Origin of the sequence: Chordicoccus furentiruminis, from assembly GCF_019355395.1 — a bacterium.
GTDB lineage: Bacteria > Bacillota > Clostridia > Lachnospirales > Lachnospiraceae > Chordicoccus > Chordicoccus furentiruminis.
This window is the reverse complement of sequence record NZ_CP048829.1, coordinates 1,543,476-1,565,419: the sequence shown is the minus strand read 5'-3', so window position 1 is coordinate 1,565,419 and position 21,944 is coordinate 1,543,476. Positions and strand designations below refer to the sequence as shown.

Annotated in this window: 19 protein-coding genes, 1 tRNA gene, 1 pseudogene and 1 riboswitch; of the genes and pseudogenes, 16 read left to right on the top strand and 5 right to left on the bottom strand. The window is 58.6% G+C overall.

Annotation, left to right across the window (positions count from 1 at the left end; all coding sequences use genetic code 11):
- The first annotated feature begins 315 nt into the window (after nt 1-315).
- The 6 genes from G4C92_RS07365 (at nt 316) to G4C92_RS07340 (ending at nt 6,885) form a co-directional block, all read left to right on the top strand.
- Nucleotides 316-1,608, top strand: a complete 1,293-nt coding sequence (locus G4C92_RS07365; RefSeq protein ID WP_274941912.1) for a UDP-N-acetylglucosamine 1-carboxyvinyltransferase — start codon at nt 316-318, stop codon at nt 1,606-1,608.
- Between the two features lie 8 nt (nt 1,609-1,616).
- Nucleotides 1,617-2,570 (top strand): radical SAM protein, encoded by a 954-nt coding sequence (locus G4C92_RS07360; RefSeq protein WP_274941911.1) that lies wholly within the window; start codon nt 1,617-1,619, stop codon nt 2,568-2,570.
- On the top strand, nt 2,563-3,456 hold the full coding sequence (hslO, locus tag G4C92_RS07355) for an Hsp33 family molecular chaperone HslO (protein WP_274941910.1): 894 nt from the start codon (nt 2,563-2,565) through the stop codon (nt 3,454-3,456). The genes G4C92_RS07360 and hslO overlap by 8 nt, the downstream gene beginning before the upstream one ends.
- A 69-nt stretch (nt 3,457-3,525) precedes the next feature.
- Nucleotides 3,526-3,626: riboswitch (SAM riboswitch) on the top strand.
- A 146-nt stretch (nt 3,627-3,772) separates the two neighbouring features.
- Nucleotides 3,773-4,981 (top strand): methionine adenosyltransferase, encoded by a 1,209-nt coding sequence (gene metK / locus G4C92_RS07350; protein ID WP_274941909.1) that lies wholly within the window; start codon nt 3,773-3,775, stop codon nt 4,979-4,981.
- Nucleotides 4,982-5,042: 61 nt separating this feature from the next.
- Nucleotides 5,043-6,182, top strand: coding sequence for a sensor histidine kinase (locus G4C92_RS07345; RefSeq protein ID WP_274941908.1), 1,140 nt, complete (start codon nt 5,043-5,045; stop codon nt 6,180-6,182).
- A 13-nt stretch (nt 6,183-6,195) separates the two neighbouring features.
- The gene (locus G4C92_RS07340) at nt 6,196-6,885 is read left to right on the top strand and encodes a response regulator transcription factor (protein WP_274941907.1); all 690 of its coding nucleotides are present in this window, start codon (nt 6,196-6,198) and stop codon (nt 6,883-6,885) included.
- 113 nt (nt 6,886-6,998) lie between these two features.
- Here G4C92_RS07340 and G4C92_RS07335 read toward each other — a convergent pair whose 3' ends face one another.
- Together G4C92_RS07335 and G4C92_RS07330 are read right to left on the bottom strand one after the other, a co-directional pair.
- The gene (locus G4C92_RS07335) at nt 6,999-7,793 is read right to left on the bottom strand and encodes a hypothetical protein (RefSeq protein WP_274941906.1); all 795 of its coding nucleotides are present in this window, start codon (nt 7,791-7,793) and stop codon (nt 6,999-7,001) included.
- Entirely contained in the window at nt 7,786-8,355 is a 570-nt protein-coding gene (locus tag G4C92_RS07330) for an RNA polymerase sigma factor (RefSeq protein WP_274941905.1), read from the bottom strand. Before G4C92_RS07330 ends, G4C92_RS07335 begins: the two co-directional genes overlap by 8 nt.
- 234 nt (nt 8,356-8,589) lie before the next feature.
- Here G4C92_RS07330 and holB point away from each other — a divergent pair, with 234 nt between their 5' ends.
- The 4 genes and pseudogenes from holB (at nt 8,590) to rsmI (ending at nt 12,534) form a co-directional block, all read left to right on the top strand.
- Nucleotides 8,590-9,609 (top strand): DNA polymerase III subunit delta', encoded by a 1,020-nt coding sequence (gene holB / locus G4C92_RS07325; protein ID WP_274941904.1) that lies wholly within the window; start codon nt 8,590-8,592, stop codon nt 9,607-9,609.
- Between the two features lie 10 nt (nt 9,610-9,619).
- Nucleotides 9,620-10,561 (top strand): annotated as a pseudogene (locus G4C92_RS15100) (PSP1 domain-containing protein); the annotation flags it as partial.
- A gap of 364 nt (nt 10,562-10,925) precedes the next feature.
- Nucleotides 10,926-11,714, top strand: a complete 789-nt coding sequence (locus G4C92_RS07315; RefSeq protein ID WP_274941903.1) for a tRNA1(Val) (adenine(37)-N6)-methyltransferase — start codon at nt 10,926-10,928, stop codon at nt 11,712-11,714.
- On the top strand, nt 11,668-12,534 hold the full coding sequence (gene rsmI, locus G4C92_RS07310) for a 16S rRNA (cytidine(1402)-2'-O)-methyltransferase (RefSeq protein ID WP_274941902.1): 867 nt from the start codon (nt 11,668-11,670) through the stop codon (nt 12,532-12,534). Before G4C92_RS07315 ends, rsmI begins: the two co-directional genes overlap by 47 nt.
- 74 nt (nt 12,535-12,608) lie before the next feature.
- On the opposite strand, the gene G4C92_RS07305 is transcribed toward rsmI, so the two are convergent.
- Together G4C92_RS07305 and G4C92_RS07300 are read right to left on the bottom strand one after the other, a co-directional pair.
- Nucleotides 12,609-13,223 carry a cytidylate kinase-like family protein gene (locus G4C92_RS07305; protein WP_274941901.1) on the bottom strand — a complete coding sequence of 205 codons (615 nt, stop codon included), beginning with the start codon at nt 13,221-13,223 and terminating at the stop codon, nt 12,609-12,611.
- A 176-nt stretch (nt 13,224-13,399) separates the two neighbouring features.
- On the bottom strand, nt 13,400-14,851 hold the full coding sequence (locus tag G4C92_RS07300; RefSeq protein WP_274941900.1) for a RecQ family ATP-dependent DNA helicase: 1,452 nt from the start codon (nt 14,849-14,851) through the stop codon (nt 13,400-13,402).
- Nucleotides 14,852-14,917: 66 nt separating this feature from the next.
- Here G4C92_RS07300 and G4C92_RS07295 point away from each other — a divergent pair, with 66 nt between their 5' ends.
- Nucleotides 14,918-16,219 carry a hypothetical protein gene (locus G4C92_RS07295; RefSeq protein ID WP_274941899.1) on the top strand — a complete coding sequence of 434 codons (1,302 nt, stop codon included), beginning with the start codon at nt 14,918-14,920 and terminating at the stop codon, nt 16,217-16,219.
- Nucleotides 16,220-16,261: 42 nt separating this feature from the next.
- On the opposite strand, the gene G4C92_RS07290 is transcribed toward G4C92_RS07295, so the two are convergent.
- Nucleotides 16,262-17,428: a cation diffusion facilitator family transporter gene (locus G4C92_RS07290; RefSeq protein WP_274941898.1), complete on the bottom strand. Its 1,167-nt coding sequence runs from the start codon at nt 17,426-17,428 to the stop codon at nt 16,262-16,264.
- Between the two features lie 361 nt (nt 17,429-17,789).
- Between G4C92_RS07290 and G4C92_RS07285 the strand changes: the two genes are divergently transcribed.
- From G4C92_RS07285 to G4C92_RS07265, 5 genes are all read left to right on the top strand, one after another.
- Nucleotides 17,790-19,253: a nicotinate phosphoribosyltransferase gene (locus G4C92_RS07285; protein ID WP_274941897.1), complete on the top strand. Its 1,464-nt coding sequence runs from the start codon at nt 17,790-17,792 to the stop codon at nt 19,251-19,253.
- 79 nt (nt 19,254-19,332) lie between these two features.
- Nucleotides 19,333-19,404, top strand: a tRNA-Gln gene (locus G4C92_RS07280).
- 143 nt (nt 19,405-19,547) lie between these two features.
- A complete protein-coding gene (locus tag G4C92_RS07275) occupies nt 19,548-20,255 on the top strand; it encodes an acyl-[acyl-carrier-protein] thioesterase (protein ID WP_274941896.1) in 708 nt (235 codons plus the stop codon).
- 116 nt (nt 20,256-20,371) lie between these two features.
- Nucleotides 20,372-21,307: a CvfB family protein gene (locus tag G4C92_RS07270; RefSeq protein WP_274941895.1), complete on the top strand. Its 936-nt coding sequence runs from the start codon at nt 20,372-20,374 to the stop codon at nt 21,305-21,307.
- 20 nt (nt 21,308-21,327) lie between these two features.
- Complete coding sequence (locus tag G4C92_RS07265) at nt 21,328-21,942, top strand: TM7S3/TM198-like domain-containing protein (protein ID WP_274941894.1); 615 nt, start codon at nt 21,328-21,330, stop codon at nt 21,940-21,942.
- Nucleotides 21,943-21,944 lie beyond the last annotated feature (2 nt).

Genomic DNA, 21,944 nt, shown 5'->3' with positions numbered 1-21,944 from the left:
AAATTGAATTAAATAATAGACAGGCTATTCTATCCGTGATTCTGCACGAAAACCCGAATCGTCTTTCACAAATGTTTACAAAATATTAAAAACAAGTTAAGATGAGGCAAAGTCCACAGCGGGACGGTGCAGGGGATCACCGTTTCCGATGGATGCTCTTTGTCCATATCGGCTCTTTGAAAGGAGTCCGGCTGAACGGGAGGAGCGCGCCGGGCAAAGCCGGCCGGACGCGCGGATGTCCGGAGTCTTTACGGAATGGGGATGCCGTGAGACGCCGCTCCAAAAATCTGATGATAAGGGGAACGAGGCAAATTCATGGAACAGTATATCGTCAAAGGCGGTATTCCGCTGGTTGGAGAAGTAGAGATTACCGGTGCGAAAAACGCAGCGCTTCCGATTCTGTCCGCAGCCATCATGTCGGATGAGACGGTGACTCTGGAAAACCTTCCGGATGTCAATGATATCAACGTTCTTCTGGAGGCCATCGGCAAGATTGGCGCGCATGTGGAGCGCGTCAGCCGTCACTCCGTTCGGATCAACGGTTCGACGATCCGGAACTGCAGCGTGGATTACGAAAGTATCAAGAAGATCCGCGCCTCTTACTATCTGCTGGGTGCGCTTCTTGGAAAATACAACGAGGCGGAGGTTCCTCTTCCCGGCGGGTGCAATATCGGCAGCCGCCCCATTGATCAGCATCTGAAAGGTTTCCGCGCGATCGGCGCGGACGTGCGCATCTCCCACGGCACCATTATCGCGCGGTGCGAATCCATGCATGGCGCGCATATCTTTCTGGACGTCGTGTCGGTCGGCGCAACCATCAACATCATGATGGCCGCCTCGCGGGCTCACGGGCGGACGATCATCGAGAATGCGGCCAAGGAGCCCCATGTGGTAGATGCGGCCAATTTCCTTAACAGTATGGGCGCGGACATCAAGGGCGCCGGCACCGATGTGATCCGCATCAACGGAGTGGAGAAGTTCCACGGATGCACCTACAGCATTGTGCCGGACATGATTGAGGCGGGTACTTATATGTTTGCCGCAGCGATCACCAAAGGCGATGTCGTCGTCAAGAACGTGATTCCGAAGCATATGGAAGCCATCACGGCGAAGCTCAGCGAGATCGGCTGTGAGGTGGAGGAAGGAGACGACTCCATCCGTGTTGTCGCGTCACGCAGACTGCGCCGCACACATGTGAAGACACTGCCGTATCCGGGTTATCCGACGGACATGCAGCCGCAGATCGGTGCGGTACTGGCGCTGGCGGAGGGAACCTCGATCGTTACCGAGAGCATTTTTGAGAACCGGTTCAAGTATGTGGACGAACTGGCCCGTATGGGTGCCAACATCAAGGTGGAGGGAAATACCGCCATCATCGACGGCGTTCCGCAGCTGACCGGCGCAAGGGTTGCGTCGCCGGATCTCCGTGCGGGCGCGGCGCTGGTGATCGCCGGACTCGCCGCGGAAGGCTTCACCATTATAGATGACATTGTGTATATTCAGCGCGGTTATGAGGATTTCGACGGAAAGCTCCGCTCGCTGGGAGCGGAAATCCGCAAGGTCGATTCCGAGCAGGAGATCAGAAAATTCGAGCTCAGCGTGGGCTGAGAGAAATCATGAACGATTCCATTATGAAACGGTGCACGCTCTGTGCGAGAGCGTGCCGGACCGACCGGACGAAACGAGCAGGCCGGTGCGGCGGGACGGATCAGGTTCTCGCCGCCCGGGCTGCTCTTCATATGTGGGAGGAACCCTGCATCTCGGGGAAAGAGGGCAGCGGAACCGTTTTCTTTGTCGGATGTCCGCTGGGCTGCGTCTTCTGCCAGAACCGTTCGATTGCACTGGGGCGTCACACAGGCGCGGACGGCTGGCGTATTCTGACTCCCGCCGAACTGGCCGGCGTCTTTCTTTCACTGGAGGCAAAGCGGGCCAACAACATCAATCTCGTGACGCCGACCCATTTTGTTCCGCAGATCATAGAGGCAGTGCGAATTGCCCGCTCGGAGGGGCTTTCGATTCCGGTTGTCTACAATACGGGCAGCTACGAGACGCCGGAAACCATCCGTGCTCTCCGTGATACGGTAGATATTTTCCTGCCGGATCTGAAGTTTCAGGATCCGGCCGTCGCGGCCCGCTATGCGGACGCGCCGGATTATTTTGAAGTGGCGGTGAGAGCCATCGATGAGATGGTGGCGATCGCGGGACGTGAGGAAGCCTCCTTTGACGAACGGGGAATGATGACCAGGGGCGTCATAGTGCGGCATATGATTCTGCCCGGTCATACGAAGGATTCGATGAGGATTCTCAGGACACTGCACGAGCGGTACGGGGACAGAATCTGGATCAGCATCCTGAACCAGTACACGCCGATGCCGGGGATCGAATCAGTCTGTCCGGAGCTGAACCGGAAAGTAACAAGGCGGGAATATGACCGGGTGCTGGATTTTGCGATCCGAATCGGGATACGGAACGCCTATATGCAGGAAGGTCCCACAGCGTCGGAAAGCTTTATTCCCTCTTTCCGGGGCGAGGGACTCACAGAAGGTGAAGGAGGAATGCGGAATGGCTGATTATATCATTCGCGGAACCGCGGCCCATGATTTCGTCAGGGCCTTTGCGGTGACATCGAGGGACGTAACGGAAGAAGCAAGGAAACGACATAATCTGAGCCCGGTGGCCGCGGCGGCGCTTGGACGGACGATGGCCGCGGCGCTGATGATGGGCGCTGACATGAAGAACGACAGTGATCTGCTGACCCTTCAGTTTGTCTGCGACGGTCCGATCGGCGGCATTACGGTCACCTCCAACGCGAAAGGAGAGGTGAAGGGCTTTGTCGGCAACCCGTCTGTCATGCTGCCGCCGAAGAAGGACGGCCATTTTGACGTGGGCGGAGCTGTCGGCCACGGTATGCTGCATGTGCTGAAGGATATTGGTCTGAAGGAGCCGTACTCCGGCGAGGTCGATATTCAGACGGGCGAGATCGCGCAGGATCTGACCTACTACTTTGCGGTCAGCGAGCAGGTTCCCTCCGTCGTGGCGCTGGGCGTTCTGATGGACCGCCGGGACGGTTCGGTGGCTCAGGCCGGAGGCTATATTATCCAGCTGATGCCGGACTGTCCGGAGGAGATTGTGTCCGCGCTGGAGAAAGCCTGTGTGCAGGCGGATTCCGTCACGGATATGCTTCGCAGCGGCTGTACGCCGGAAGATATGCTGGAACGGATTCTCGGCGGGATGGATTTCCGGAAGATGGAGCAGATGCCGGCTGCATTTCACTGCAACTGTTCGAGAGAACGGGTAACGAAGGCCCTGGTGGCGATGGGGGATAAGGAACTGCGGTCGCTGATTGACGAGGGAAAGCCGGTGACACTGAACTGTCATTTCTGCAACACGGATTACACCTTCAGCGTCGATGAGCTGAAGACGATCCTCGTATCGGCCGAACGCTACAGATCCTGAGCTTTGTATCTTTACGGTCTCCGTGAGGATGTGCTATCGTTCTTATCGTCAACAAACTTCATATGCTTACTCTTATTCAGAACGGTGGAGACAAAGAGGGTCTTTGAAGCCGTGACAACCTCCCTTGACGGGAAGGTGCCCACCTCGAGCGAGAGATCGAACAATAAGGGATGACGCTTATTCCGGTCCGCTCACGCGGGCCGTTTCGTTTGTACGGGGAATATGCCGGTTGCATGTTCTATAATGCGCACGTACGGAAAAACGGGTGACATCGATAAGGGGAAGCAGCACACAGGAATCAGGAAAGGGTACAAAGATGGGAGAGAAACGACTGTTTACTTCTGAGTCGGTCACGGAAGGCCATCCGGACAAGGTCTGCGACGCGATTTCTGACGCGATTCTCGACGCCTGCATGGCGGAGGATCCGATGAGCCGTGTCGCCTGCGAGACAGCGGTCTGCACGGGCTTCGCGCTGATCACGGGCGAGATTACGACAAAGGCGCATGTGGATTATCAGGCCATCGCCCGCAAAACAATCAATGAGATCGGCTACAACGACGCGGCGACGGGCTTCGACGGCAACACCTGCGCGGTGCTGGTGGCGATTGACCAGCAGTCCCCGGATATCGCGATGGGCGTCGACAACGCGCTGGAAACCAAGGCAGACCTCAAAGCACTCGAGAAGAACATGAGCGACGAGGAGATCGGCGCCATCGGCGCCGGCGACCAGGGCATGATGTTCGGCTACGCGACGAATGAGACGCCGGAATACATGCCGTATCCGATCGCGCTCGCCCACAAGCTGGCGAAGCGGCTTACTGATGTGAGAAAGGACGGCACACTGCCGTATCTTCGTCCGGACGGAAAGTCCCAGGTTTCTGTCGAGTACGATGAGAACGGAAAACCCTCCCGCCTTGAGGCGGTGGTGATCTCCACCCAGCACGATCCGGATGTTACGCAGGAGCAGATCCACAAGGATATCCGGAAATATGTCTTCGACGCGGTGCTTCCGAAGGAGCTGGTGGACGACAGGACGAAGTTCTTCGTCAATCCGACCGGCCGCTTCGTGATCGGCGGACCTCACGGCGACGCGGGTCTGACCGGACGCAAGATCATCGTCGACACATATGGCGGATACGCCCGTCACGGCGGCGGCGCATTCTCCGGCAAGGACTGCACGAAGGTGGACCGCTCCGCAGCTTACGCGGCGCGCTACGTCGCGAAGAACATCGTGGCGGCCGGACTTGCCGATCAGGCCGAGATCCAGCTGTCCTACGCGATCGGCGTCGCTGAACCGACATCTGTGATGATCGATACCTGCGGAACGGGCCGTCTCTCCGACGAAAAGCTGACGGAGATCATCCGGAAGGAATTTGATCTGCGTCCGGCCGGCATCATCAAGATGCTGGATCTGCGCCGTCCGATCTACAGACAGACCGCCGCGTACGGCCATTTCGGAAGAACCGATGTGGATCTTCCGTGGGAGAAACTGGATAAGGTTGATGACCTGAAGAAATATCTGTGATACAATGAACAAGGCCGCCTGCAGGAAGTCCTGCGGGCGGTTATTTTTTCAGGAGGCTATGATGCGCGGACAGAAAGAGACGAAGCTGCAGACGAGGATCACGGTATCCTTTCTTTCCATTATCATCCTGCCGGTGCTTTTGATGAGCATCATGTTCATAAGCCTTGTGATGTTTCAGGCCGACGCGATTCAGGAGAAATACGGGGTCGATATTTCACATCTGAGGGGATTCAACCGCTCGATGATCGTGAGCGTGATGGTCTGCCTGTTCATTGTGCTTGTGATCACGGCGATGGTGCTCTCGCTCTGGCTGTCCCGCGGCATCAATGCGCCGATTCAGGCGCTGACCCGCGCAGTCCGGAATATCCGCGACGGCAATCTTGATTTCGAGCTGAAGCCGGTGGGCAATGTGACGGAGATCCGGGAACTGTTCAGTGCCTTCGAGGAGATGCGTATGAAACTCCGGGAGGCCAACGAGGAGAAGATCGAGTTTGACCGGCAGAACCGGGAACTGATCAGCAACATTTCTCATGATCTGCGGACGCCGATTACGGCCGTGAAGGGATATTGTGAAGGCATTCTCGACGGTGTGGCGGATACGCCGGAGAAGCGGGACCGCTACATCCGCACGATTTACAGCAAAGCCATCGATATGGACCGACTGATCAACGAGCTCTCCTTTTACGCGAAGATCACGACCAACCGGATTCCGTATACCTTCGAGCGGGTGAACGTCCGGTCCTTCTTTGATGATGCGGCGGAGGAAATCCGTGACGATCTCGTCGCCAAGGGCATTTCCTTCACATATGAAAACCAGGTCGGTCCGGAAGTGAAGATGATCGCGGATATCAAGCAGATCCAGCGTGTGCTCAACAATCTGATCAGCAATTCCGTGAAATACAGCGACAAGCCGGAGCCGCGGATCCGGCTGCATGTGGAGATGGCCGGAGACGAGATCCGCGCGGCTCTGTCGGATAACGGAAAAGGGATCGCGGCGAAGGATCTCCCCAACGTCTTCGACCGTTTCTACCGTGCGGACTCCTCCAGACATTCCGCCAAAGGCGGAAGCGGGATCGGACTGTCCATCGTGAAGAAGATCATTGAAGACCATAACGGCCGCGTCTGGGTGACGAGCCGGGAGGGGGAGGGGACGACGATGTACTTCGCATTGCGCAGATATGAGCAGAAGGAGACGCCCTGAGAAAGGAGAATGAATGAGCAGAATTCTGATTGTGGAGGACGAGGAGTCTATCGCCGCACTGGAGAAGGATTATCTGGAGCTGAGCGATTTTGAGGTGGATATCGAGACGGACGGGGAAAAAGGACTGCAGAGGGCGCTTAAGGATTCCTATGATCTCTATATTCTGGATCTGATGCTGCCGGGCGTGGACGGCTTCGAGATCTGCCGTCAGATCCGAGAAAAGAAAAATGTCCCGATCCTGATGGTTTCCGCGAAGAGGGATGACATCGACAAGATCCGCGGTCTGGGACTGGGAGCGGACGATTATATCACAAAACCGTTTTCGCCCAATGAGCTGGTGGCCCGGGTCAAGGCGCATATGGCCCGCTATGACCGACTGATCGGAACCGGCGTGCCGAAGAACGACGTGATTCAGATCCGCGGGCTGAAGATCGACAAGACGGCGCGCCGCGTCTGGGTCAACGGGCGGGAGACCCAGTTCACGACGAAGGAGTTTGATCTGCTGACGTTTCTGGCGGAGCATCCGGACCATGTCTATAAGAAAGAGGAGCTGTTCCGGGCGGTCTGGAATATGGAATCTGTGGGCGATATCGCGACCGTCACGGTGCATATCAAGAAAATCCGTGAAAAAATTGAGTTCGATACGTCGAATCCCCAGTACATCGAGACGATCTGGGGCGTAGGATACCGGTTCAAGATGTGAGGGAGAGAAGAAAGAGGAGCCTGACAGAATGAAAACGGGTGACGGGATCGGATCTGGAGGGCAAACAGCCGGGTGCGCCGATGGGGCGCGCCCGGCTGTTTGTTGTGAATCCGTTACTGCAGCACGGAAGCTGCCGCGGAGATGAGATCACCTGAGGAGAGCGAGGTGTTTTCACCGAGCAGCGTGTAGGATACGCTGCCGGAGACAAAGGAGACACTGCTGAACGTGGTCGTGTATTTTTTGCTGCTGCCGTAGGAGATGCAGAAGAACGGATCATTTTTCTCGCGTTCCGCTTCCTCGGCGGTGGGCCGGCTGTCCGCCGGCAGGAACAGATAGCGTACCTTCGCGTAATAGAAGGTACCGTTTTCCGTCTCTTTTTTCGCCTGATACATTTCCTCTGACGGCGCTGTTCCCTTCGGGTCTGTGCTCAGCTCCAGTTCCTCACCCTTGCTGTTCCGGTAGGTGACGTCGATCCCGGTCCGTTTGTTCACACGCTGGGACGCGCTGTCATCGGTATCGGCCAGAGAGACCATGCGGATGCCTTCGAAACGATAGCCGCCGGAGAGCTGCTCAGGAGCCTTGACGGCATAGCCGGCACGGTTCTCCGCTTTTTTCAGGTCCGTGTAGGCACGATAATCGTATCCGGAATGGCTGCTCGCGATCGTTCCGGTGAGCACGCCTCCGGCGTAGACGCCTGCGGCCAGCATCATGCAGGCGGCGGCAACCACAATCAGTTTCGGTATTCTCTTCATAGAATAAGCTCCTTTCCGGACCGGACTGATCTTTTCAGCGGCCAGCGCATCCTCAATCCGGCTCTTAAGAGCGGGAGAGGGAGCCAGCGGATCCGCTGTCCGGTGCATTTCCTCCGAGATCAGATGATCCATCCATTCTGTCTTATCGTTACGCATGCTGAGGCACCTTCCTTTCTTTTCCTTCGTGCGGCTCTTCATCGGGAGCCAGCATCGATTTCAGTTCTTTACGGCCTTTGTACAGCCTTGATTTCACTGTGCCCTCCAGACAGCCGCAGATCCGGGCGATCTCATGAACGGACAGTCCGTTGTAGTAGTAGAGCACCATCACGTCCCTGCGCCTGGGGTCCAGTTGCATCAGGGCGTTCTCAAGGTCAAGACGCTGCGCCGTGCCGGGCAGCGGATCCAGAGGATTGCCGCTTTCCGGGTCCGCGTCGGCCAGTTCCGTCACGTCATCGCTGGCGGTTTCCCGGACGCCTCTGGCGTATTTTCTGTGAGCCAGATTGGTCATGATCCGATAAAGCCAGGTCCGGACCTTTGACGGATCGCGAAGCTCTCCGATATGCTGTACGGCTGTGATGAAGGTATCCTGGGTGATGTCTTCCGCGTCATACCGGCTGCCCGTCATCAGATAGGCGCTCCGGAAGAGCATCAGATGGTATTCCTGGTACAGCTTCTCGAACAGATCCCTGTCCGCCTTCATTCCTTCAACATCATTCACCACCGGTTTCTTCCTTTCTTCTTTATTGATGCATCTGCCTATAAGAGCCGCGGGCGGGACGGATGGTTCATTTCCGTCTCCATTTTATGATTCCGGGATTCTGCCGGAAAGACGGGCAGATGCGATTTTTTGTTCTCCCGGTTCGATCTTCCCCTGAAAATGGACATCCGGCGCTCTTTTGTTGTATGATAAGCTGTCAGGTCGGAATGGACATGCATGTAAAGGAGGGAACGGTTGGCGGGAACCGGATTCAGGTCAGTGATCGGCCACAGCGGTGTGGTGACGCATCTTCAGCGGGCGATCGCCTCGGACCGGGTGAGTCAGGCTTATCTGATCGCAGGAGAAGCCGGATCAGGAAAACGGACCGTCGCGGAGGCGTTTACGCTGACTCTGATGTGCGCGAAGCCGGAGGAGGGACCGGACGCCTGCGGACAATGCCCGAGCTGCAGAAAAATTCTGGATCACAACCACCCGGATGTGATCACCGTCACGCATGAAAAGCCCGGCGTGATCACGGTCGATGAAATCCGGACGCAGGTGGTAAATACGGCGGATATCCTTCCCTATGAGGGAGGACGGAAGATCTACCTCATTCCGGACGCCGAGAAGATGAATCCGCAGGCACAGAACGCTTTGCTGAAGACGATCGAGGAACCGCCGTCCTACGCGGTTTTTCTTCTTCTGACAGCTGCGCAGGAGGCTATGCTCCCGACAATTCTATCCCGCTGCGTGAAGCTGACGCTGCTTCCGGTGGAGGACCGTCTCGTCTCGGAGTATCTGGAGCGGGAGCTCCGTCTTCCGGATTATGAGGCGCGGGTGATCACGGCTTTTGCTCAGGGAAATATCGGGAAAGCCCGTGAAGAGGCAACGGACGCGGCCGCATCCGAGCGCCGGACCGAAGTGCTGACATTGCTGAAGAATCTGTATCAGATGGACGCAGCCGCTCTCTGCGATGCGGTAAAAAGCCTGAAAGAGGAGAAGGATGATTTGCCGGACGTATTCGACATCATGCTGCTCTACTTCCGCGACCTGTTTCTGTATCAGGCAACCGGAGACGACAGCCGTCTGGTGTTCCGCGGAGAGAACGATACCATCCGGGAGGCGGCAGGACGCGTGTTCCCCGGAGCCCTGTATGCCGTGTTTGACGCGCTGGATGAAGCCCGCGTGCGGATCCGGGGAAACGTGAACGCGGAAGCGACACTGGAAAATCTGCTGTTTGTCCTTCAGGATGCGCTGAAGGGCGATTTGAAATAAAGGAGGCCCTATGCCTGTTATTATTGGTGTGAAATTCAGAAATCTCGGCAAGGTCTATTACTTTGATCCGCTGGATTACAGCATCCGTTACCACGATCATGTCATCGTGGAAACGGCGCGCGGGATCGAGTACGGGACGGTGGTGCTGAGCCCGACGGAGATCGCCGAGGATAAGGTCACGCTGCCGCTGAAGCCGGTGATCCGGATGGCAACGGAGGACGACGACGAACGCGAGCGGACGAACCGTGAAAAGGAGAAGGAGGCCTACCAGATCTGCAAGAAGAAGATCGCGGAGCATGGTCTCGAGATGAAACTGATCGAAGCGGAATATACCTTCGACAACAGCAAGGTTCTCTTTTACTTCACGGCTGACGGCCGGATCGATTTCCGTGATCTTGTGAAGGATCTGGCCAGCATTTTCCGGACAAGAATCGAGCTCCGTCAGATCGGGGTGAGGGATGAGACAAAGCTGCTGGGCGGCATCGGGAGCTGCGGACGTCCGCTCTGCTGCCATACATGGCTGACCGACTTTGCCCCGGTTTCCATCAAGATGGCGAAGGACCAGAATCTTTCGCTGAATCCGACGAAGATCTCGGGGATCTGCGGCCGGCTGATGTGCTGTCTCAAGAACGAAGCGGACACATATGCTTATCTTAACAAGGGAATGCCGGGCAAGGGAGATTACGTGACGACGCCGGACGGCCTTCACGGAGACGTGCAGTCGGTGAATATTCTCCGCCAGAGCGTGAAGGTCGTCGTGGATCTGGGCAACGACGAGAAGGAGCTCCGGGAATTTGATGTGAAGGATATCACCTTCATCCCGAAGTCAAAGAGGCCGAGAAACGCGCAGCCGGGCGCGCCGAAGGAGAGAGGGAAGAGCGAAGGCAGGAAGGCGGAGGCAAAACCGCTCCGCGGCCGCCGGAACGACGGAACTGACAGGAAGACAGATGAGGCCGCGCCGCTGAAGGAGGATACGAGACGGCGCCGCCGTCCGGTCCGGCCGGAGGAAGGGACGCCAGAGATCCGGACGGACGCTGCGGACGGCGGCGCGCGCCCGGAGGGCTGCGCCGCGGATCCGGCGGAGTCCGCGATACAGGATCCGGAGCACAGGAAGCGCAGAAGGAGGCGCCGCCGCAAAGGACCGAAGCCCGAAGGCGCCGTCCAGGAAGCCGCAGGATATACAGAGAATACGGCAGGCCGCCCGGCGGAAACGGCCGCCCGGAGTCAGGAAGAGGCGCCGCGGAAGGCAGCGGCGCAGAGCGCGGAAGGCGCGGTGAAGAAGCCGGAAGCGGCTGTTCCGGTACAGCCGGAACCGAATGACAGCCATGCCGGGTAAGACGGGAGAACTGCGGCTGGACGATCTTGAAAACGGTTTTCGGATCTGGCAGGATCCCTCCATGTTCTGCTTCGGTGTGGACGCCGTCCTGCTGGCCCACTATCCGGCGCTCAAAGACGGAGACCGGATCGTGGATCTGGGAACCGGATTCGCGCCGATCCCTCTGATCCTGCTGGCGGAGGCCCGGAAGAGGAAGCTGAGGGTGACGATCACGGGACTTGAGCTGCAGGAGAGGGCCGCCGAGATCGCACGCCGGTCAGTCCGGGACAACGGGACGGATGATTCGATCTCCATTGTCAACGGCGACATCCGGACCGCCGGGGAACGGCTGGGTGCCGGATGCGCCACGCTGGTTGTGTCGAACCCGCCGTATATGGCTGCGGCGGACGGTCTGATCGGGACGAATCCGGCGAAGGCGCTGGCGAGGACGGAACTGCGCTGTACGCTGCATGACGTCGTCTCACAGGCGGCGCGCCTTCTTGTGCCGGGCGGCCGGTTTGCGATGATCCACAGGCCCTTCCGACTGCCGGAGATTTTCCGGGAGCTGCAGGCGTCGGGACTGGAGCCGAAGCGGCTCCGCTTCGTTCATCCCCGTGCGGACGCAGAGCCGGCCATGGTGCTTCTGGAGGCGTCTCGCGGCGGCCGGCCGCATCTCAAGGTCGGCCCGCCGCTGGTGATCTATGCTCAGGATCATACGTATACGGAGGAATTGCTGAGGATCTATGGCAGGGACACTTTATCTTGTCGGAACGCCGATCGGAAACCTTGAGGATATCAGCATGCGGGCTGTCCGCGTGCTGAAAGAGGCGGACCTTATCGCCGCGGAGGATACGCGGACATCGCGGCGTCTGCTGGACGCCTATGAGATCACGACGCCGCTCACAAGCTACCATAAATTCAACGAGGAAGAGAAGGGAAATGCACTTGTCGGCCGTCTCCTGTCAGGGGAGTCGGTCGCGCTGATCACCGATGCCGGCATGCCGGCGATCTCGGATCCGGGAGAGATTCTCGTGAGAAAATGCCGGGACAGCCATATTCCGGTGACAGCCGTGCCGGGTCCCAGCGCGTGTGTGACGGCGCTGGCGCTCTCCGGGGCGGACACGAGACGCTTTGTCTTCGAGGGCTTTCTGCCTCAGGAAACAAAAGAGAAGAAGGAAGCGCTGGCCCGTCTGAAGGGTGAGACCAGGACCATTATCCTCTACGAGGCGCCGCATCGGCTTCGGAAAACGCTTTCAGAGCTGAAGGATGCGCTGGGGGAGGACCGCTCCGTCGCGCTCGCCAGAGAGTTGACGAAAAAGTTCGAGGAGGTTGAGCGGATGGCGCTTTCAGAGGCCTGCCTCCGCTTCGGGACGTCGGATCCGCGCGGTGAGTATGTGCTCGTGATCGACGGGAAGAGTCCGGAGCAGGCGGCCAGAGAAAGAGCTGCGGCTTGGGAGTCGCTGACGATCCCGGAGCATGTGGCGCACTATGAGGCACAGGGACTTTCGCGCAAGGACGCGATGAAGGCGGCCGCAAAGGACCGGAGCGTAACGAAGCGGGACATCTACGCGGCGATGCTGGAGAACGATGACCGGACCGCTCATATATGAGATCAGGATGAACACAGGGGACCGGCTCCGACAGCCGATCCCCTTCCTTTTCTCTGCTGATGCCGGTCTTGGTCTTATTCCTCCGCCATCCCTCTGAGCACCAGATAGTGCTCAATGGCTTTGACGCAGCCGTCCACGCCGAGTGACGCGCTGTTGAGAAGCAGGTCCATCCCTTCGGAGGTGCCCCAGCGCTTGTCGGTATAGAACTGATAGTAGGCGCGGCGGGTTTTATCCGCCCGCTTGATGATCTTTTCAGCCGCGGACGAGTCGTGAATATCCTCGATCCGCATGATCCGTTCGATCCGGTACGGCTTCGGCGCATAGATGAAGAGACTGACCAGGTTCGGCTCGTTCCGCAGGATGTCATTGGCGCAGCGGCCGACAAAAACGGACGATCCTTTGGCGGCCTCCTCGCGGATAATTTCCGCCTGCAGCATGTAGAGACGTTCCGAGATCGTCCCGGTCTCGACTCCGTACGGAGAATACGGCTCGAAGAAGGGATTGGCCAGCCGTTCGTCCGAGTCATGCAGCGTGTTCTCATCGAGTTCGTGCTTTTTTGCGATCATGCTGATCAGGTTCTTGTCGTATACGTTGATATTCAGATCCCTGCCGAGTTTTTCCGCCACGGCGTGTCCGCCGCTTCCGTATTCCCGTCCGATGCAGATCTGCACTTTTTTCGTGAGCCTCATGTCATAAGCCCCCTTTCTGAGCTTCTGTCCGGCGGCGCGTCAGCGCCGCCGCTCCGGTATGATGCCGGCTCGCCGACATATTCTGCTTCTGTCTGTATTGTACCATAATTTACAGAAAAACGCCCGAAGAAAACCGTATATTGTGCAAAATTTACGGACTGGAAACAGGCGTGTTTTTACTCCGTGTGCGCGCGGATCTCCTCGAGGAATGCATTGCCAGACCGGAGAGTCCGGATCAGTCCGATCCCTTCTATGGCGGCCATTTCGCTGCGGCTGAGCGGCCGCTGTACGGCAAGATCATGCAGCGCCCGATCGGAAAGAATCCGACAGGCTGGCTGGCCGCGCTGTGCCGCCATATTTTTGCGGATAGAGAGGAGAGCAGCATAGAGATCCGGGTCTTCCTGACCGGTCGGCACCCGGACGCGAAAGGGACCCGTCCGAAGGCAGACGGAGCAGGCGCCGCACCATCTTCCCGCGTGTTCGCCGAAATAGGTCAGCAGGGAGGCGCGCAGGCAGCGGGAGCCCGAGGCGTAGGAGCGCATGGCGGACAGCCGGCGCTCCATCAGTGCCCGTAGAGCGGGCGAGGCAGTCCGGGCGATGAAGAAGCGCACGATCGCGACATCCCGGGGCGATACGAGAAGGATGCAGTCGGCGGGCAGACCGTCCCGGCCGGCCCGCCCGGCTTCCTGATAGTAGCTTTCCGGATCGCAGGGAAGACTGTAGTGAATCACATACCGGACGTCAGGCTTGTCGATCCCCATGCCGAAGGCGTTGGTCGCCACCATCACCGTGACGCTGTCCGTGAGCCAGCTTTTCAGCGCACCGGTGCGTACGGAGGCGGACAGTCCGGCGTGGAAGGCAGCCGCCGGGATCCGGTGCCGAAGGAGAAATTTTGCGACGGCGTCCACAGAGGCACGGGTCTGGCAGTACACAATGCCGGTGAATCCGCGGTAGTGCCGGAGAAGCGCAAGGAGCTCCGATCTCTTGTCTCTTACATGACGCACCTCGTAGTAGAGATTCGGCCGGTCGAAGCCGCTTGTCAGGCAGAAGGGATGAATCAGGCCGGCGGCCTCGATGATGTCCGCGCGGACCTCGGGCGTGGCGGTGGCGGTGAAGGCCGCTGTTACAGGACGGGGCGTCAGACGCGAAAGAAAAGCGGGGATCCGGCGGTAAGCCGGACGAAACTCGGGACCCCACTGGGAGATGCAGTGCGCCTCGTCGATTGCGACGAGTGAGATGGAAAGCGAAGGAAGAAAAGAAAGGAATTCCGTATGCTCCAGCCGTTCGGGGGAAAGATAGAGCAGACGGAGCTGGCCGGCTGCGGCTTCACGCAGGATGAAGCGGCGCCGGGATGGCGTCTGATCGGAGGTCAGAGCCGCCGCGGGGATCCCCCGGCTGCTCAGCCGGCTGACCTGATCCGCCATCAGGGAAAGAAGCGGGGATATCACCAGCGTGAGACCGGGGAGCATCATGGCGGGAACCTGATAGCAGAGAGATTTTCCGCCACCGGTCGGAAGGATGCCGAGAACGTCCCGGCCGGCGAGAATCGCGTCGATCAGGCGGTCCTGACCGGGGCGGAAGGAGGAATAACCGAACCAGCGGTTGAGAACAGCGAGTTTTTGGTCCATAGCCGTCTCCTTGTGTGCTATGATGAAAACATCATGATGATACGGGACTAAAGGAAGGAATGCAGCTTGCGGACAGGCAGAGGAGGCCGGAGAGGCGGTAAAAGAAACGGATTTCTGCGCAGACGCGGACGCGGGAGACGGGACGCCGGAGAACAGGCGAACGGACCGCGCCGGTCCGGATGCGGGGGCCGGAAGGTCGGCGAACCGCAGGAGGAGCCGCGCCTTTCAAGGTGCGGGAGGCGGGAACGGACGCCGGCGGAAGCCTTCCGGCTGCGCCGCCGGGCTGTTCGGATCGGTTACGCTTCTTTTATCCTGGTCTGTCTTTTCTATCTTCTCTACGCGTTCGTTCTCCGGTCGATGGGAGAGCCGGACACACAGTGGAGAACCACCAGTGCAGCGCCGCTGCGCTACCGGACGGAGCTGGGCATGAGGCGGGCGATGGCGGCTGCATTTCCCGGACTGGCGGGTCATCTGCGCCGCACCTACGTGATACCCGGACTGCGGGCCACGGAAACCTACAGAGGAGAGTTCCGTTCGGTTTCGATCTGCACCTCGATGACACCGCAGGGGATGTGCGTGACGGAGAAGTATCTCTTCATCTCGGCGTACTGTCACGCGCACCAGCATAATTCCGTCCTGTATATGCTGGACCGCACAAGCGGCAATCTCATCAAGACGATTGTACTTCCGACGATGGCACATGTAGGCGGACTGGCCTATGACCCGGTGCACCGGAATGTCTGGGTATCGGGCGGCACGCTGGGTGCGGCCAAGGCGGTCTGCTATTCACTGGACGCCATCGAAGCCTATGACCTTCGCCGTGACCGGACGCTGACCGCGATTCATAACTATACGCTGGCTACGATTATCAGGAACTCCTACATGAATTACAGTGACGGTTCGCTGCTGGTGGGACTCTACCGGTACGGCGGACTGTCACAGCTGGACTGGTTTCATATGACGGAGGACGGCGGACTCAAAGGCGAGATGAAGGCGACCTATTCGTCGATGCTGGAAATCGTGGCCAGCGACTTCAGCGCGACGACATCCGGGGAAATACAGTCCGTCGCCGTCAGCGGCCGCTATCTTCTTCTGTCCAAGTCCTTCGGACCGTTCGATTCCGTGCTCCAGATTCATGAGCTGGAGGACGGGAAGCGTTCGTACCGGGACGGTGACTCTGAGGTGATTCATCGTTTTCCGCAGAAGCTGGAGCAGATCGAAGCGGCGGACGGCCAGCTCTACTGTCTCTTTGAGTCGGGAGCCTATGCCTACCGTGCCCAGCCGGTACTCTGCATCGACAGGGTGCTGGTATTTGATCTTGCGGATCTGCTGCCGGCCGGAGCGGAGCGCGCGCCGATGGCACCCTGACAGAATGCGTGCCGGACGCGCAGCGCCCGGGTCAGAGCATGCTCAGAACGCGGTCTCACAGTGGATATGGCAGTGATAGCGGGGGCTTGCCGCGCGCATCCGGGACTGAACCTCATAGACGAGCTGCTCACGCTGTTCATCGCTGTATTCGTACGGGACCACGAGGTCGAAGACAAGGTTGATGTGGTAATTTCCCATCACAATACGGAAATCGTGAAATGTAAGCCGTGAATCCAGCGAGCGGAGCACGCTTTTCAGCTGGCCCCGGGCCGTTTTGGTCCGCGCGTCGTCGGTTTCGACCGGATCGATATGAATCGTCGTCTGCACGCCGAGCCGGTCCCGCACGTCCCGTTCCGCCTGATCGGCGATGGTATGGGCTTCCTCAAGGCTCATGGAAGCGGGGACCTCGGCGTGGATCTGGGCCATATTCCGGTCCGGCCCGTAGTTGTGAATAATCAGGTCGTGCACGCCGATGATTCCCTTCTGGCGAAGAACAATTTTCCGGATCCGGCCCGCCAGATCCGGATCCTCCCGTTCGCCGATCAGAGGCAGCATGGTATCCTTCGCGATGCCGAAGCCGGACCAGATGACGAAGAGTGAGACGGCAAGGCCGGCCCAGCCGTCGATATGCACGGGGACGAAGTGCTCGATGAGCAGAACCGCGATGGTGGCGGAAGTGACCAGCACGTCGTTTCTCGAATCGGCGGCGGTGGCGGTCAGCAGCGTCGAATCGATCTTCCGGCCCACAGTCCGGTAGAAATGCGCCATCCAGAGCTTGATCAGCACAGAGAGCACGAGGAGGACGACGGCCGCCCATGAGAAGGCCGTGACCTCCGGATGGCGGATTTTTCCGAGGGAGTCGCGGAAGATGCTGATGCCGACTTCGATGATCACGATGGCGACGATCAGAGCGGCGAGATATTCGTAGCGGCCGTGCCCGAAGGGATGCTCCCGGTCCGCCGGCCGGCTCGCCAGTTTCGCGCCGATCAGCGAGATGATGTTGGACGACGCGTCCGACAGGTTGTTGAAGGAGTCCGCCGTGATGGAGATGGAGCGGACTGCCAGACCGGTGAGGAATTTGACCGCGAACAGCATCACATTGCACAGAATGCCGACGATGCTGGCGAATCGGTTCACGTGATAGCGGTAAATAAAGCTGTTCTGTCCGGGATCGTCTTTCACGAAATGCCGGAGCATGGTATCGATCATCATGGTTTCATTTATAGCGGTCTCTGGCGGAGTTAGTCAATCATCATCCGCGTATGGACGCGTTTTTCGCTGGATACTGGCCCTGCATGCCGCAATCCTCACCTGTCCGGAAAAGTCCGGAGACTCCGTCCGGCTTCTCCGCATGCCGCTTTTTCCAGGGTCAAAAGACGTTGCCACCTCTTTCGCCCGGTGTTAATATGAAGAAAGTTTCATCGGCGCGGGGCAATCCGCGGCCGTCTCCGCCGGATCGGTATGAAGCCGGCGGAGCAGAACAGGCTGCAGGCGGAGAAGAAAGCCGGCGGCCTTTGAAAAACGGGATCTGCCGGCAGACCGACAGGGAACACAGTTCCGGGAGGGAACCATGCGAGCAACCAATCTGACGCTTATGACCGACCTGTATGAGCTTACGATGATGCAGGGCTATTTCAAGAATCCGACGGATCAGACCGTCGTCTTCGACGCGTTCTACAGAGAAAACCCGTACGGCGGAGGCTACGCGATCAGCTGCGGACTCAACGAGGTCATCGAATATGTCAAAGGACTGCATTTCTCTTATGAAGATATTCAATACCTGAAGAGCCTTGGTCTTTTTGAGGATGATTTTCTGGAATACCTGGCCGGCTTTCATTTTACCGGCAGCATCTGGGCGATTCCGGAGGGAACCGTGATGTTCCCGCGGGAGCCGATGCTGAAGGTGATCGCACCGATCATGGAGGCGCAGCTGATCGAGCCGGCGGTGCTCAATATGCTGAACCATGAGTCGCTGATCGCGACGAAGGCTTCGCGTGTCTGCCATGCGGCGAAGGGCGACGGTGTGATGGAGTTCGGACTGCGCCGCGCGCAGGGACCGGACGCGGGCATCTACGGCGCCCGGGCGGCGGTGATCGGCGGATGCGCGGGCACATCGGTGGTGCTGACCGGCGAGATGTTCGGCGTCCCGGTGCTGGGAACGCATGCTCACAGCTGGATCATGAGCTTCCCGACGGAGTACGAAGCGTTCCGGGCCTATGCGAAGCTGTATCCCGGCAACTGCATTTTACTCGTCGATACCTACAATGTGCTGGAGTCCGGCGTGCCGAACGCGATCCGCGTCTTCCGCGAGATGCGCGAGGAAGGGATTCCGCTGAAGCACTACGGAATCCGGATCGATTCCGGAGACCTCGCCTATCTCTCGAAGAAGGCCTATGAGATGCTGGATACGGCCGGATTCGGAGATGCGACGATCTGCGCTTCCTCCGATCTGGATGAGTATCTGATCAATTCGCTCAAGGAGCAGGGCGCGAAGATCAATTCCTGGGGCGTCGGAACCAGCCTCATCACCTCGAAGGGATGGCCGGCCTTCGGCGGCGTCTACAAGCTCGCCGCCATCCGGAACAGCGGAGATCAGGACTTCACACCGAAGATCAAGCTTTCCGAGAACTCGGAGAAGATCACGAATCCGGGCAATAAGAAGATTTACCGGATCTATGACCGTGAAACCGGCAAGGTCCGCGCCGATCTGATCTGTCTCAACGATGAAGTCTTCACCGAGGATCAGGATATCCGCCTGTTTGACCCGATGGAACCGTGGAAGAAGACGAAGGTCAGGGCGGGCACGTTCCGGCTCCGCGAAATTCTGAAGCCGGTGTTTGACCACGGCACCTGCGTCTATGACGATACGGCGACGACAATGGAGCTCCGTGAACGGTGCAGGCAGGAGCAGGATACGCTGTGGGACGAGACGAAACGGCTGGTCAATCCGCACAATGTCTATGTCGATCTCTCGGACCGTCTGTACGCGATCAAGAAGAATCTCCTTGAGGAGATGTCGGCGGGCGTCAGCTGAATTTGAGTAAATCGAGAAAAATTTAAAAAATACTTGCATTCTGCGGCGCACTGCGGTACACTGATTTGCGTCGCAATATTGGGCTATCGCCAAATGGTAAGGCAACGGACTCTGACTCCGTCATTTGAAGGTTCGAATCCTCCTAGCCCAGCGCAAATGTCCACAGAATGACCTGAGTAAGGTTCTGTGGACATTTTTTTTGAGCCGTGAACCGGGCCGCGGTTTGCGGCGGCCCGGTTCACGGCAGAAGGGGGGAGCGGCGTTCTCCGCCGGATCCTTTACGAAGAGGTGGATATGTACGAGTTTACATCCCGTGTCCGGTACTCGGAAATCGGGCAGAACGGCAATATGAGGCTTTCCGCCATCGCGGCGCGTATGCAGGACTGCTGCGTCTTTCATTCCGAGGCGATCGGATGCGGACCGCTGCAGTGGATGATCAGCCATCAGGGCTGGATCATTCTGTCCTGGCAGATCGTGGTGCACCGTTATCCGAAGTTCGGAGATGCGGTGACGACGCGCACCTGGACATACCGTTTCCATATCTGCGAAGGGGACAGGGCCTTCGCGATGTACGCGGCGGACGGACAGCTTCTGGCGGAAGCCAATACCCGCTGGGCATGGTACGATCTGGCTGAGCGGAAACTGCTCAGAGTGCCGGCGGAGCAGGTGGAAGGCTACGGAATGGAGGCGAAGCCGGAGGGACTCAGTGCGCCGCGGAAGATCGCACTGCCGGAGGAGGAGCCGGTCGAGTGCGAATCCTTCCATGTCGTGCGGACGAACCTTGATACGAACCAGCATGTCAACAATCTGCAGTACATCGATATGGCGCTGGGCTTTCTTCCTGCCGGTTTTCATGTCCGCGAGCTGCGGGTGGAGTACGCGCGGCAGATGCGGCTGGGGGATCTCGTCCGGCCGCTGACCTGGCGGACACCGGACGCCTTCTATGTCTCGCTTGCGGACAGCGAAGGAACACCGTGCGCAATCTGTGAGTTTATGATATGATGAAACCGATATGATGCGGGACATGCAGCCGCCGGACGCTCCCTCCCGGAGAAGCCGGCAGGCAGCCGCGGAACCATCGGACAGCGGGCCGGGCGCTCAGCCGGCAGAAAGAATCTATGATCGAAATCGGAATCTATCAGGAGCTTACCGTCGTTTCTCTCAAGGAACAGGGCGTCTATCTCGGCGAGAAGGAAGACGCGGACCGTATGGAGAGAGTGCTGCTGCCGAAGAAGCAGGTTCCGGAAGGAACGGAAGCGGGGGATAAGCTGCGTGTCTTCGTCTACCGGGATTCCTCCGACCGTCTGATCGCCACCACGGCGGCTCCCGCGCTGACACTTCATCAGGTGGCGCGGCTGCGCGTGGCCCAGACGACCGGTATCGGAGCCTTCCTGAACTGGGGACTGGAGAAGGATCTGTTCCTTCCGTTTCAGGAGCAGACGCGACGGGTGAAACCCGGTGAGCAGGTGCTGGCGGCGCTTTATCTTGACAAGAGCGGACGTCTGGCGGCCACCATGAAGATCTATCCCTACCTCCGGAGCGATTCGTCCTATCATGAAGGAGACAGCGTGGAAGGGTATGTCTACGAAATCACGGATGACTACGGCGTATTCGTGGCCGTGGACGACCTCTACGCAGGACTGATCCCGAAGCAGGAGGCGCAGGGGCATTACTCGATCGGCCAGAGTCTTACGCTCCGCGTGACGAAGGTCAGACCGGATGGAAAACTGGATCTTTCGCCGCATGAGAAGGCGTATCTTCAGATGCGCACCGACGGCGGCGCGGTGCTGGAAACGATCCGGGACCGCTATCAGGGAGTTCTTCCCTTTGACGACCGTGCGGACCCGGAGATGATCCGGGACGTGTTCGGGCTGTCAAAGGCCGCGTTCAAGCGGGCGGTCGGCGGACTGTACCGGGAGCGGATGATCACGCTGGGAGACGGGAAGATTCGTCTGACCGGGAAACGTCAGGAGAAAGAGAATCCGGCCCCTGAGCCGGGCGCCGGAGCGGCCGGAGGAAGCGCGTCTTCGGGCTCTTCGCGGAAGCGCTTCTGAAATGAAGGAGGGAGAATTACATGATCGATGTCATCAATGAGCTGGCCCGGTTCTTCGAAGTGTCCGAGCCCGCGATTCAGGGAGCCGGCACGGTGGTGGTCATTCTCACCGCGCTTTTCGGGCTGCTGTACTGCTTTGCCGGCTACCGGTCCGTGAAGGCGATCACGACAGCGGTGGGATTTTTCATCGGCCTTCTGGTCGGCTATGTTTTGACCGGAGAGTTCCAGTTCAGCTCGCCGCTTCCTGTGATCATGCCGATTCTCGTCGGTGTGGTCTTTGCGGTTCTGAACTTTTTCCTCTTCAGGCTCAGCGTTTTCGTCGCGGTTTTTTTTGTCACGAGCAGCGTGGTTTCCTCTCTTCTGCTGAACTATGTGCAGCTGGATGAACTGATCGGTTTCGTGATCGCGCTGGCCGCGGGACTGATCTTCGCGATTCTCGCCGTCATCTTCCTGAAACCGGTGATCATCGTGACCACAGGACTGATGGGCGGCCTTCTTTTCGCGGATCAGATCTTCAGCTATCTGATTCAGGTCCGCTGGAACGCCCAGACCGAGACGCTGGTCCGGCTGGGAACAGGACTCATCCTCGGCGTAATCGGGATCATCTGTCAGTTTGTCTCGACCAGAAAGGACTGAAG

Coding starts and splice junctions, on each gene's coding strand:
- G4C92_RS07365 (WP_274941912.1), top strand. CDS start 316: ATGGAACAGTATATCGTCAAAGGCGGTATTCCGCTGGTTGGAGAAGTA.
- G4C92_RS07360 (WP_274941911.1), top strand. CDS start 1,617: ATGAACGATTCCATTATGAAACGGTGCACGCTCTGTGCGAGAGCGTGC.
- hslO (WP_274941910.1), top strand. CDS start 2,563: ATGGCTGATTATATCATTCGCGGAACCGCGGCCCATGATTTCGTCAGG.
- metK (WP_274941909.1), top strand. CDS start 3,773: ATGGGAGAGAAACGACTGTTTACTTCTGAGTCGGTCACGGAAGGCCAT.
- G4C92_RS07345 (WP_274941908.1), top strand. CDS start 5,043: ATGCGCGGACAGAAAGAGACGAAGCTGCAGACGAGGATCACGGTATCC.
- G4C92_RS07340 (WP_274941907.1), top strand. CDS start 6,196: ATGAGCAGAATTCTGATTGTGGAGGACGAGGAGTCTATCGCCGCACTG.
- G4C92_RS07335 (WP_274941906.1), bottom strand. CDS start 7,793: ATGCGTAACGATAAGACAGAATGGATGGATCATCTGATCTCGGAGGAA.
- G4C92_RS07315 (WP_274941903.1), top strand. CDS start 10,926: ATGACAGCCATGCCGGGTAAGACGGGAGAACTGCGGCTGGACGATCTT.
- rsmI (WP_274941902.1), top strand. CDS start 11,668: ATGGCAGGGACACTTTATCTTGTCGGAACGCCGATCGGAAACCTTGAG.
- G4C92_RS07305 (WP_274941901.1), bottom strand. CDS start 13,223: ATGAGGCTCACGAAAAAAGTGCAGATCTGCATCGGACGGGAATACGGA.
- G4C92_RS07300 (WP_274941900.1), bottom strand. CDS start 14,851: ATGGACCAAAAACTCGCTGTTCTCAACCGCTGGTTCGGTTATTCCTCC.
- G4C92_RS07290 (WP_274941898.1), bottom strand. CDS start 17,428: ATGATCGATACCATGCTCCGGCATTTCGTGAAAGACGATCCCGGACAG.
- G4C92_RS07285 (WP_274941897.1), top strand. CDS start 17,790: ATGCGAGCAACCAATCTGACGCTTATGACCGACCTGTATGAGCTTACG.
- G4C92_RS07275 (WP_274941896.1), top strand. CDS start 19,548: ATGTACGAGTTTACATCCCGTGTCCGGTACTCGGAAATCGGGCAGAAC.
- G4C92_RS07270 (WP_274941895.1), top strand. CDS start 20,372: ATGATCGAAATCGGAATCTATCAGGAGCTTACCGTCGTTTCTCTCAAG.
- G4C92_RS07265 (WP_274941894.1), top strand. CDS start 21,328: ATGATCGATGTCATCAATGAGCTGGCCCGGTTCTTCGAAGTGTCCGAG.